This window comes from Streptomyces sp. NPDC000878 (assembly GCF_053599695.1).
The window spans coordinates 18,500-31,893 of sequence record NZ_JBSFMT010000098.1 but is presented as its reverse complement, the minus strand read 5'-3'; the positions used below and the strand labels follow the sequence as shown (position 1 = coordinate 31,893).

The window sequence follows — 13,394 nt, the reverse complement described above, 5'->3', positions numbered from 1 at the left end:
CCGACACCCTCCACACCCTGGACACCCTCCACACGACCACCTACCTCGAAGTCGGCCCCGACACCACCCTCACCACCCTCGGCAAGACCACCCTCCCCGACCACGACAACACGCTGCTGGTCCCCACCCAACGCCGCGACATCCCGGAGCCCATCGCCCTCCTGCACGCGACGGCCACCCTCCACGCCCACGGCCGCTCGCCTCTCCTGCCCGCCCCCGACAGCCGCGGCCACACCGTCGACCTCCCCACCTACCCCTTCCAGCACAAGCACTACTGGCTGCCGTCCGACGCCGACACCGCGCGGGCGGCCACGGGCCACCCGCTGCTCGGGCTGACGATGTCGCTGGCGGACTCCGGCAGTGTGGTGCTGAGCGGCCGGCTGGCGCGGGACACTCAGCCGTGGCTGGCCGATCACGCCGTGCTGGGCACCGTCCTCTTCCCCGGCACCGGACTGGTCGAACTGGCGATACGGGCCGGTGCGGAGACCGGCTGCGCGACCGTGGAGGAGCTGACGCTCGAAGCACCGCTCGTGCTGCCCGCGACGGGCGGACGTCAGGTGCAACTGGTCGTCGCCGCCCCGGACGCCGACGGACGGCGTGAGGTACGGATCTACTCACGGCCGGACGCGGACCCGGCCGACGGAGCCCTGCCCGGCGAGGACACCTTCGACGTCGACGCGGCCGAGGAGTGGACCCGCCACGCGACGGGCGTACTGACGGCCGGCGACACCACGGCCACGGAAGGCGCGGATCTGCTCGCGTGGCCGCCGTCCGGTGCGGACGCGATGGATCTGACCGGCTGGTACGAGACGTTGGCCGGGAAGGGTTTCGAGTACGGGCCGGCGTTCCAGGGACTCAAGGCCGCCTGGCGACGCGGCGACGAGATCTTCGCCGACATCGCCCTCGACGACACACAGACAGAGACCGCCGGACGGTACGGACTCCACCCCGCCCTCCTCGACGCGGCCTTGCACGCCATCGAACTCGGCGCACTCCCCGCCACACCCGGCGAAACCCGCCTCCCCTTCGCCTTCAACGACGTACGACTCCACGCCACCGGAGCACCCGCAGCCCGCATCCGACTGGCACCCGCCGGGCCGGGGGCGGTGTCGCTGACCGTGGCCGATGTCGCCGGGCAGCCCGTCGCGGACATCGGGTCGCTGTCGCTGCGGTCCGCCGATCCGGCGCAGTTCGCCACCGTCGGCGCGCCCGGTCTGCGGGACTCGCTGTTCACCCTCGGCTGGGTGCCGGTGACGGCGACGGGTACGGAGGCCGTGCCCGCGTACGCCGACATCGCCGACGCTCTCGCGGACGCCTCCGAATCCGACGCGGCGGCGGCCGTACGACTGACCGCGGCACCGGGGCTGGCGGCGCCGGGCTCGGTGCACGAACTGACCCACCGCGCCCTGGCCGCCGTACAGCAGTGGCTGGCCGAGGAGCGTACGGCGGAGACCCTGCTGGTCGCCGTCACCCATCAGGCGGTCGCCGCCGACGCGCGGGAGGACGTGCGGGATCCGGCCGGAGCCGCGGTGTGGGGTCTGCTGCGGTCGGCCCAGACCGAGAATCCGGGCCGGGTCGTCCTGGTGGACCTCGATGAGGAGACCGCCGCCGATCCTGCCCGGCAGGCCGCCGCCCTGGCTGCCGCCGTCGCCTCCGGTGAACCCCAACTCGCCGTGCGCGGCGGGCGGTTGCTGGCTCCCCGGCTGCAGCGGGCCGTGCCGGCGGCGTCGGCGCCCGGCGGCTGGGGTCCCGAGGGCACCGTCCTGGTCACCGGTGCCACGGGGGCCCTGGGCGCCCTGCTGGCCCGTCACCTGGTCACCGAACACGGGGTCCGCCGACTGCTGTTGACCAGCCGCCGTGGCCGACAGGCCCCGGGGGCCGACGAGTTGGCGGCCGAGCTGGCCGGGCTCGGCGCCGAGGCGGCCTTCGCCGCGTGCGATGTGAGCGACCCGGCGGCCGTGGCGGAACTGCTGACCGGGATCCCGGCCGCGCACCCGCTGCGGGCCGTCGTGCACGCGGCGGGCGTCGTGGACGACGGAGTGGTCGCCGCGCTGACCCCGGAGCGGCTGTCCGGGGTGCTGCGGCCCAAGGCCGACGCCGCCTGGCACCTCCACCGGGCCACCGCCCACCTGGACCTCAAGGCCTTCGTGCTGTTCTCCTCCGTCGCCGGTACCTACGGCACCGCGGGGCAGGCGAGTTACGCGGCGGGCAACGCCTTCCTCGACGCGCTCGCCGCCCACCGCCACGCACAAGGGCTCCCCGCCACCTCACTGGCCTGGGGACCCTGGGCCGAAGGCGGCATGGCCGCCGAACTCGGCGCCGCCGACCAGGCCCGGCTGACCCGCGCCGGGATGCGGGAGCTGACCGTCGAGCAGGGGCTCGCCCTCTTCGACACCGCGCTCGCCCTGGACGCACCGGTGGCACTGCCGGTGGGGCTCGACACCGGCGCCCTGCGCGCGCTCGGCGACGAACTCCCGCCGCTCATGCGGGCCTTGGTCCGTGTGCCCGCCCGGCGCGCGGCCACCGCCGCCGATGCCACTCCGCTCACCCAGCGGCTGGCCGGCCGGACGGCCGACGAGCAGCGCGAAGTCCTGCTGGAGCTGGTCCGGACCCAGGTCGCGGCCGTCCTGGACTTCGACGGCCCGGGGAGCGTGGAGGCGCGGCGCGGCTTCAAGGAGCTGGGCATCGACTCGCTGACGGCCGTGGAACTGCGCAACCGGCTCGGCAAGGCGGCCGGTCTGCGGCTGCCCGCGACGCTGGTCTTCGACCACCCCTCGGCCGCGGCGGTCGCCGACCATCTCGTCCAGGAGCTGGGGACGGCACCGGCGTCGGCCGAGGCCACCGTGCGGCGGCCCGCGGCGGCTGCCGTCCGTGGCGCCGACGAGCCGATCGCCATCGTCGGGATGGCGTGCCGCTATCCGGGCGGGGTCCGCTCGCCGGAGGATCTGTGGCAGCTCGTCACCGCCCGGGGCGACGCGATCTCGGAGTTCCCGGCGGACCGGGGCTGGGACGTGGCCAACCTGTTCGATCCGGACCCGGACCGGCCGGGCACCTCGTACACGCGCGAGGGCGGGTTCCTGCACGACGTGGCCGAGTTCGACGCGGAGTTCTTCGGGATCTCGCCGCGCGAGGCACTCGCCATGGACCCGCAGCAGCGGCTGCTGCTGGAGACCTCCTGGGAGGCGTTCGAGCGGGCCGGGATCGATCCGGCGACGCTGCGCGGCAGTGACACCGGTGTGTTCACCGGCCTCATGTACCACGACTACGTGAGCCGGCTGCCGGAGATGCCCGGCGATCTGGAGGGGTATCTGGGCACCGGCAACACCGGCAGCGTCAGCTCGGGCCGTATCTCGTACACCTTCGGGCTCGAAGGCCCGGCCGTGTCGGTGGACACCGCCTGCTCCTCCTCCCTGGTCGCGCTGCATCTGGCGATACGGGCGCTGCGGTCGGGCGAGTGCTCACTGGCGCTGGCGGGCGGTGTGACCGTACTGGCGTCGCCGTTCACGTTCATCGAGTTCAGCCGGCAGCGGGCGCTGTCGCCGACGGGCCGGTCACGGTCGTTCTCGGCGGACGCGGACGGCACCGGGTGGGCCGAGGGCGCGGGGATGCTGCTCGTGGAGCGGCTGTCGGACGCGCGGCGCAACGGGCACCGGGTGCTCGCAGTGGTACGCGGTACCGCGGTCAACCAGGACGGCGCGTCGAACGGGCTGACAGCCCCGAACGGGCCCTCCCAACAGCGGGTCATCCGGGCCGCGTTGGCCGACGCCCGGCTGACGCCCGCCGATGTCGACGCCGTGGAGGCACACGGCACCGGCACTCCGCTGGGCGACCCCATCGAGGCGCAGGCGCTGCAGGCGACGTACGGGCAGGAGCGGGCGGACACGGATCCGCTGTGGCTGGGTTCGGTCAAGTCGAACATCGGGCACACGCAGGCCGCCGCCGGGGCCGCGTCGGTGATCAAGATGGTGCAGGCGTTGCAGCACGGGGTGCTGCCGCCGACGCTGCACGCCGAGACGCCTTCCCCGTTCGTGGACTGGGACGCGGGCGCCGTGGAACTGCTGGCCGAGGGCCGCGACTGGCCGGAGACCGGGCGGGCGCGCCGGGCCGGTGTCTCCTCCTTCGGGATCAGCGGCACCAACGCCCATGTGATCCTGGAGCAGGCTCCGCAGGAGCACGCTCCGCCCGCCGCGCCCTCGGAGGAGCTTCCCGAGTCGAACGCGGCGGCACTGCCGCTGCCGCTGTCCGCGGCGGACCCGGCCGCGCTGCGCGACCAGGCGCGGCGGCTGGCCGCCCATCTGTCGCTCAACCCCGGGCTGCGGCGCACCGACGTGGCGCACGCCCTGGCCACCACCCGGGCGACGCTGCCCCAGCGGGCCGTCGTGCTCGGCGAGGGGCTGGACGTCCTGGCGCGGGGCGAGTCGGCCCCGAACGTGATCACCGGGACGGCTCGGGAGTGGGGCCGTACGGTGTTCGTGCTGCCCGGGCAGGGCTCGCAGTGGCGTGGGATGGCGGTCGAACTGCTCGACTCGACACCGCTGTTCGCCGAGCGGCTGCGGGAGTGCGCGGCCGTGATCGAGAGTCATGTGCCGTGGCGGGTTGAGGCCGTGCTGCGCGGGGAGCCCGAGGCGCCTCCGCTGGAGCGGATCGAGGTGTTGCAGCCGGTGCTGTTCGCCGTGAACATCGCCCTGGCCGCCCTCTGGCAGGCCCACGGCATCCACCCCGACGCCGTCATCGGCCACTCCCAGGGAGAAATAGCCGCCGCCCACATCAGCGGAGCCCTCACCCTCCACGACGCCACCCGCATCGTCCTCATCCGCTCCCAACTCTTCGCCGACCACCTCACCGGACACGGCGCCGTCGCCTCCCTCCAAACCACCGAGGAGAACGCGGTCCGGCATCTGGCCGCCTACCCCGACCGCCTGTGGATCGCCGGCGTCAACGGCCCCACCGCCGTCACCGTCGCAGGCGACCACGACGCCCTCGAAGAACTCGTCACCACCCTCACCGGCAAAGGCATCCGCGCCCGCATCGTCCCCTCCACCGTCGCCTCCCACAGCCCCAAAGTCGAACCCCTCCGCGACCAACTCCTCACCGCACTCGCCTTCATCAAGCCCCGCAAAGCCCACCTCCCCCACTACTCCACCGCCACCGGCGCCGTCCTCGACGGCACCGAACTCACCGCCGACTACTGGTACGAGAACTGCCGCCGACCCGTCACCTTCGCCCCCACCATCCACACCCTCCTCACCACCGGACACACCACCTTCATCGAGATCAGCGCGCATCCCGTCCTGACCATGGCCATCGAGGAGACGGCCGAGGCGGCGGGCGCCGAGGCCCTGGTCCTCGGCACGCTCCGGCGTGACGAGGGCGGGCCGGTGCGGCTGAACGCCTCGCTGGCCGAGGCGTGGGTGCGGGGTCTGCCGGTGCGCTGGCCGGAGCCCGCACGTCCGCGCCGGGTGGACCTGCCGACGTATCCCTTCCAGCGCAAGCGGTACTGGGTCGAGGCGCCCGCCGACCGTTCGGCGGCCGGGACCGGGGACGCGGTGGAGACCGGGTTCTGGGAAGCGGTGGAGAACGGCGACCTGGAGACGCTGGCGGCCACCCTCGGGCTGGACGACGGTGACGCGCTGGGCGCGGTGCTGCCCGCGCTGTCGTCCTGGCGGCGGGGCCGTGTGGCGCGGTCGGCCGCCGATGCCTGGCGGTACAAGGTGGCCTGGCGGCCGGTGACCGAGCCGGCCTCGGTGCTGCTGTCGGGCACCTGGCTGCTGGTGGCCCCGGAGGGGCACGCGGAGGCTGCTGAACTGGCCGGGCGGGTGGCCCTGGCACTGGAACGGCACGGCGCCCGGCCGGTGCGGCTCGATGTCGCGGCCGGCCTGGACCGGGCCGAACTCGCCCTGGCGATAAGGGAGCCCGCCGTCGGAGAGGCAGCCGGAGGGGCAGCCGGGGAGGTCGCCGGAATCCTGTCCCTGCTCCCGCTGGACGAGACACCGTCGGCCGGCCGGCCGGCGCTCACCGCGGGCACCGCCGGCACCCTGCTGCTGATGCAGGCGCTGGCCGACACGGAGGTGCCGGTCCCGCTGTGGACGGTCACCCGGGGCGCGGTCGGCACGACCGACGCCGATCCGCCGACCGCTCCCGTGCAGGCCCAGGTGTGGGCGCTGGGCCGGACGGCGGCGGTGGAGCACCCCGACCGGTGGGGCGGCCTGGTGGACCTCCCGGCCGCACCGGACGACCGTGACCTCGTCCGGCTGATGGCGGCGCTGTCCGGCCTGGCGGACGAGGACCAGCTCGCGGTCCGTGGCGCCGGGGTGCTCGCCCGCCGTCTGGTGCGCTCCCCGCTGGCCTCGGTGCCCGTACGGCGTTCCTGGGCGCCGCACGGCACGGTGCTGGTGACCGGCGGCACCCGTGGCATGGGCGCGCACACGGCACGCCAGCTGGCCGCGCTGGGCGCCGAACACCTGCTGCTGACCACGGACATGGACCTGGACGTGGCCGAACGGGTGGCTCTGGAGGCCGAGTTCACCACCGTCGGGGCCCGGGTGACGGTCGCGGTCTGCGATGTCGCGGACCGTACGGCGCTCGCGGCGCTGCTGGCCTCGGTACCCGAGGACGCTCCGCTGACCGCCGTCGTGCACGCCGCCGGGGAACTGGACGCGGCGGCGCTGACCGACCTCGACCCGGCCGAGCTGGAGCGCTCCCTGCGCACCAGGACCCTCGGCGCCGCCCATCTCGACGAACTGCTGGCGGACACCGCGCTGGAGGGCTTCGTCCTGTTCTCCTCCATCGCCGGTGTCTGGGGCAGCGGGGCGCAGGGCGGGTACGGGGCCGCCAACGCGTACGTGGACGCGCTCGCCGCCCACCGGCGGGCCCGAGGTCTGCCCGCGACCTCCGTCGCCTGGGGTCCGTGGGCCGATCCCGGCACCGGTCTGGAGGACGAGGAGGCCGAGACGGAACGCCGCGCGCAGCTCCGCCGCCGGGGTCTGACCCCGCTGCCCTCCGAGCAGACGGTCGCCGCGCTGATCGACGCGCTGTCCCGGGACGAGACCGCGCTGGTGCTCGCCGACGTGGACTGGGAACGGTTCGCGCCCGCCTTCACGGCGGTGCGCAGCAGCCCGCTGCTCGATGAACTGCCGGAGGCCGTACGGGCGTTGACGGACTCCGGGCCGGACGACGGGGGCGCCGCGGCGACCACCTCGGAGGCGCTCACCCAGACCCTGACCGGGCTGTCCGCGAGCGACCAGGAACGGGTGCTGACCGATCTGGTGCGCGCCGAGACCGCCGTCGTCCTCGGGCACACCGACAGTGAGGCGGTGGACGGCCAACGGCCCCTGAAGGACCTGGGGTTCGACTCGCTGGCCGCGGTCACCCTGCGCAACCGGCTGGGCGCGGCGACCGGTCTCAAGCTGCCGGCCACGCTCGTCTTCAACCACCCCACGCCGGTGGCCGTCGCGGCCTTCCTCCGTGCCGAGCTGCTACCGGAGCGGCCCGAGACATCGCTGGACGCCGAACTCGACCGGCTGCAGGAGGTGTTGGCCGACAGCGGTCTGGCCGACGACGCGGCGGCCCGTGATCTGGTGGCGGCCCGGCTGCGGCGGCTGCTGGACACGGTGACGGACGAGGCGTCCGGTGCCGGGGCCCGTTCCGAGGTCGAGGAACAGCTCGCCTCCGCATCCGACGACGACATCTTCAGCTTCATCGACAACGAGCTGGGACAGTGAGGATCCGATGACCACCGGCAAGGCGAGTCCCGACGAACAGAAACTGCGCACCTACCTCAAGCGGGTCACGGTCGAACTCGGCGATGTCCGGCGGCAGTTGAAGGAACTGGAGGAGAGCGGGCGGGACCCGGTCGCGATCGTCGCGATGAGCTGCCGGATGCCCGGCGGGGTCCGCTCGCCCGAGGACCTGTGGGACCTGGTCGCGGCCGGGAAGGACGCGGTGCGGGAGTTCCCCGACAACCGGGGCTGGGATCTGGCGAAGCTGTACGACCCGGATCCCGACCGGCCCGGCACCTCCTATGTCCGGCACGGCGGGTTCATGCCGGAGGTCGGGGACTTCGACGCCGCGTTCTTCGGCTTCTCCGAGGCCCAGGCGCTGGCCATGGACCCGCAGCAGCGGCTGCTCCTGGAGACCACGTGGGAGGCGCTGGAACGGGCCGGGATCGACCCGACGTCGCTGCGCGACAGCGCCACCGGGGTCTACGCCGGGTGCAGCGTCGACGACTACACGATGCTGCTCGCCGACCCGCCCGAGGCGGTGGCGGAGCACCGGCTGACGGGTGGCGGCAACGCGCTCGCCGCGCGGGTCGCCGACGTCTTCGGGCTGACCGGTCCCGCGATCACCGTCGACACCGCCTGCTCGTCGTCGCTGGTCGCACTTCATCTGGCCGCTCAGGCCCTGCGCCTGGGCGAGTGCTCGCTCGCGCTGGTCAGCGGGGTGTCGGTGATCTCCACGCCCCAGGTGTTCGTGGACTTCAGCCGGCAGCGCGGGCTGGCACCGGACGGCCGGGTCAAGGCCTTCGCGGGTGCGGCGGACGGTACGGCGTGGTGCGACGCGGTGGGCACCCTGGTGGTCGAGCGGCTGTCCGACGCCCGCCGCCTCGGTCACCGGGTGCTGGCCGTGGTCCGCGGCTCCGCCGTCAACCAGGACGGCGCCTCCAACGGCCTGACGGCGCCCAACGGGCCCTCGCAGCAGCGCGTCGTCCGCGCCGCGCTGAACAGCGGCGCGCTCTCGCCCGCCGAGGTGGACGCGGTCGAGGCCCACGGCACCGGCACCCGCCTCGGCGACCCGATCGAGGCGGAGGCGCTGCTGCGGACGTACGGGCAGGCCCGGCCCGCGGACCGGCCCCTCTGGCTGGGCTCGGTGAAGTCCAACTTCGGCCACGCGGGCGCGGCGGCGGGCGTCATCGGCGCCATCAAGATGATCCAGGCCATGCGGCACGGCGTCCTCCCGGCCACCCTGAACGTGGACGAGCCGACACCGATGGTGGACTGGACCGCGGGCGCGGTGGAACTCCTGACCGAGCCCCACCCCTGGCCCACCACGAACCACCCCCGCCGGGCAGGCGTCTCGGCCTTCGGCGTCAGCGGAACCAACGCACACGTGATCCTCGAACAGGCGCCGGGGGCAACGGAGTCGGCCCCTGGGCAGCCTGATCCGGTGGAGCGGGGGGCGGCCGTGTCGGCGCCGGCGGTACAGGGGCCGGCGTCGCCGGGGGGCGAGTCCGCGTCGGCGGCACGAGGAACGCCGTCAGAGGCACGGGAGCCCTCGCCGGAGACACGGGGGCAGGCATCACCGGGAAGCGGATCCCCGTCAGCGGCACGGGGGCAGACAGCGCCGGGTCGCGAGTCCTCGTCGGCGGCGCGGGGGACGCCGCCGGAGGCACGGGAGCCCTCGTCGGCAGAACGGACGCCCTCAGCCACGGCTGAGGACTCGTCCTCGGTGGCACCGGCGTCCTCGTCGGAGGCACACGAACCGTCCTCCGTGACACCGGAGCCCTCAGCCACGACACGGCAACCGTCCCCGGCAGCGCCGAAGCCCCCGTCAGAGGCACGCGAACCGTCCTCGGTAGCGCCGGAGTACGGCGACTCCGCCCCGGTCGGAGCCTCCGGTGCGCCGTTGGTTCTCTCCGCGGCCACTCCCGAGGCGTTGCGGGAGCAGGCGCGGCGGTTGTCGGCGTATCTGGAGGCGCACCCCGGTCCGGCGCTTGCGGACGTCGCGTACGCGCTGGCCCGTACCCGCGCCGCGCTGACCCATCGGGCGGCGGTCTCGGTCGGGGCCGGATCCCCTGTCGAGCCTCTCGGGCTGGTGGCGCGCGATGCGTCCGGGCCCGGCGTGTTCACCGGTACGGCCCGTGAGCCGGGCCGGGTCGCGCTCGTACTGCCCGACGACGGAGCCGAGTTGCTGGCCATCGCGGCCGAACTGCTCGGCTCCTCCCCCGCGTTCGCCGCCCGGCTGCGGGCGGGTGCCACCGCTGTCGAGCGCCATGTGCCGTGGCGTGTGGAGGCCGTCCTGCGCGGCGCGCCCGGCGCGCCCTCGCCCACGGTCGACGAGATCCGGCGGCCGGTCCTGTTCGCCGTCACGACCGCTCTGGCCGGCCTGTGGCGGGACCACGGGATACGCGTCGACGCGGTGGTCGGGCAGTCCCCCTGCGCGATCGTCGCGGAGCACCTCACCGGCGCCCTCACACTGGAGGACGCCGCCCGCGCGGCCGTCGCCGGGGACTCGTCCCGCACGGCCGGCCCCACGGTCGGCGAACTCGCGGCGGACGGTTACCGGACGTTCCTCGTGCCCACCCCCGACCACACCCCGGACATCGGCGCCGACGTCCTGGTGCTGGCCGCGCTTCCGGTGGGCGACGGGCTCGCCGAGGCGTGGGTGCGCGGGCTCCCCGTGGTGTGGCCGGCGCCCGAGCAGCCGCAGCCGGTGGACCTGCCGACGTACCCCTTCCAGCACCGCACCTACTGGGTCGACGTGCAGCCGGTCACCGCACCGGCGGCCGACGAGCCCGACGCCGACTTCTGGGCGGCGGTCGAGGAGCGGGACGCGGCGGCGCTCGCCCGGCTGCTCGGCGTGAGCGGACCCGGTGCGGTCGAGCCGGTGCTGCCCGCCCTGGCGGCGCTGCGCGGCGAGTCGCGCGAGGACGCGGAGGTGGAGCACTGGCGTTACCGCACGGTGTGGCGGACGGTGCCCCAGCCCCTGCCCGGGGCGTTGTCCGGGCACTGGCTCGTCCTGGTCCCGGCGTCCCTGGCGCCGACGGAGACATGGAGCGAGGCCCTGCGGAGCGCGGGAGCCACCGTGAGCCGGCTCGCCGTACCGCCAGGTGTCGGGCGGGAGGCGCTCGCCGGACAGCTCGCCTCGGCGATGGCGTCGGGCCCGGCACAGGGCATCGTGTCGGCGTTGCCGCTCGACGAGACACCGCACCCGGGGCATCCGGGGCTCATCGCCGGGCTGGCCGGCACGGTGCACCTGGTGGGCGCCCTGACGGACCTGGGTGCCGAGACGCCGGTGTGGTCCCTGACCCGGGGCGCCGTGGCGGCGGCCCCGGAGGACACCGTCGACTCCCCCGCGCAGGCCGGGGTGTGGGGCCTGGGCCTCGCGCTGGCCGAGGAACACCCGCACCTCTGGGGCGGCACGATCGACCTGCCGGCCGACGGTACGGCGGCCGGTCTGCTGGCCGGTGTGCTCGGCGGCGCGGAGGACCGGGTCGCCCTGCGCGGATCCGCCGTACTCGCCCGTCGGCTGGTCCGCGCGCCACTCGACGGTCTGCCGGGCCGTGGTGCGTGGCGGCCACACGGAACCGTACTGGTCACCGAGGGCACACACGGTACGGGTGCCGAGGTCGCCCGGTATCTGGCCCGTTCGGGCGCCCGGCGGCTGCTGCTCACCACCGCCCAGGACCCGGAACCGGCCGAACACGCCGTGCTGGAGGGCGAGTTGGCGGCACTGGGCGCCCAAGTGACAGTCGTGGGCTGCGACTTCACCAATCTGGTCAAGGGTGCCAGGGTGCTGGCCGCACTTCCGGCCGACGAGCCGCTGACCGCGGTGTTCCACTGCGCCGAACTGCTGGAGGAAAGCCCCCTGGAGGATTTCGGGCTGCCCGCGCTGGAGCGCGTCCTGCGGACCAAGGCGGTCGCGGCCGACATCCTGGACCAGCTGACGAGGGACCTGGACCTGTCGGCCTTCGTGCTGTTCTCCTCCATCGCCGGGAGCATCGGCGTCGGTGTCGGCCTCGGCGGTTTCGCCGCCGCCAACGCCCACCTGGACGCGCTCGCCCAGCGACGGCGGTCGGCGGGACAGCCGGCCACCGCCGTCGCGTGGGGCGTGTGGATCGAGGCGTACGCCGACCCGGCCCGGGCCGCGCTGGAGGAGGCGCGGCACGAGCGACTGCGCCGCCGGGGCATCCCGGCGATCGCTCCGGAGCAGGCGCTGACCGTACTGCGGCAGGCCCTGAACGCGGACGACACCGCCCTGCTGGCCACCGAGATCGCCTGGCCCGCCTATCTGCGCGCCACGGCGACCGGGCGCGGTCCGCTCTTCGCCGAACTGCCGGAGGCGGCCGTCGGCACCCCCTCGGACGCCCCGGGCGTCACGGCCGGGACGGCGCTGCCCTCGCGGCTCACCGGTCTGGACGCGGCGGACCGCCACGAGGTGCTGCTCGGCGTGGTGCGGGCGGAGATCGCGGCCGTCCTGGGTCTGCCCGGGCCGGCGGACGTGGATGTCCGGCGCGGTTTCCTGGAGCAGGGCATGGACTCGCTCACCACGGTGGAGCTGCGCAACCGGCTGACCGCCGCGACGGGTGTACGGCTGACGGTCCGCGAGATCCTCGACCAGCACACCCCGTACGCCCTCACCGACCGCGTAGCCGCCGAACCGGGCGTCGCCGGAACCGCCGTACCGGTCGAGGTGTCCGCCGAGCCGACCCTGACCGGGCTGTTCCGGTCGGCCGTCGAGTCGGACCGGGCCGGGGAGTTCACCGAACTGCTGGCCACGGCCGCCGGGTTCCGTCCGGTCTTCCACGACGGGGACCGGGTCCGGTTGCCCGACCCGGTGCTGCTCACCCGTGGCGACGCGGGTCCGCCGGTCTTCTGTCTGCCGACCGTGCTGGCCACCTCGGGGCCCGAGCAGTTCGCCCGGCTCGCGGCCGGTTTCGGCGGCGACCGGGACGTCTCGGTGCTGCGGCTGCCCGGTTTCCGTGCCGACGAGGAACTGCCCGCCACCCGGGAGGCGCTGACCGGAGCACTGGCCGGCCTGGTCCGCCGGTCGGCCGGGGCCGGGCCGTACACCCTGCTCGGCTATTCGTCCGGCGGGCTGCTGGCCCACTCGGTCGCCGCCCGGCTGGAGGCGGAGGGCGGGGGCCCGACGGCGGTCGTGCTGCTCGACACCTTCCCGATCGGGGCGGGCCGGCTCGACGAGTTCGGGCCCGCGCTGCTGTCGGCGATGGCCTTGCGGGCGGAGGTCACCGGTCTGGACGACGCCTCACTGAGCGCCATGGGCGGACATCTGCGGCTGCTGGCGGACTGGCGGCCCGAGCCGCTCGCCGCGCCCGCCCTGCTGCTGCGTGCCGCCGGCCACGACTGGGGCGGTCCGGGCCCGGACCGGGCCGAACTGGCCGCGCTCTGCACGGTGTTGGACACACCCGGCGACCACTTCACCCTCGTCGAGGAGCACGCCGCCGGTACGGCACAGGCCGTACGGCACTGGCTCGCGGCGCTGCCCGCCGCGACCGGCGCATGACGACACAGAGGTCTCCGTACGCACGGAAGCCGCTGTGTGCGGAAGTCACTGTGTGTCCTGCTTGCTTGTCCGACGTGTCTGCTGCGGACCTGCGCTGCACCTGCCCTACACAGTGTTCAGATTACGCATGCAGTATAGAAATCATGCACCGTAGA

2 protein-coding genes are annotated in these 13,394 nt (G+C 74.6%); both read left to right on the top strand.

Features of this window, described 5'->3' with window-relative positions:
- The coding region (locus ACWDR4_RS45180) for a type I polyketide synthase (protein WP_450417410.1) at window positions 1–7,721 on the top strand (7,721 nt) is incomplete at its 5' end.
- A gap of 7 nt (window positions 7,722–7,728) precedes the next feature.
- Window positions 7,729–13,239 carry a beta-ketoacyl synthase N-terminal-like domain-containing protein gene (locus ACWDR4_RS45175; RefSeq protein ID WP_450417408.1) on the top strand — a complete coding sequence of 1,837 codons (5,511 nt, stop codon included), beginning with the start codon at window positions 7,729–7,731 and terminating at the stop codon, window positions 13,237–13,239.
- Window positions 13,240–13,394 lie beyond the last annotated feature (155 nt).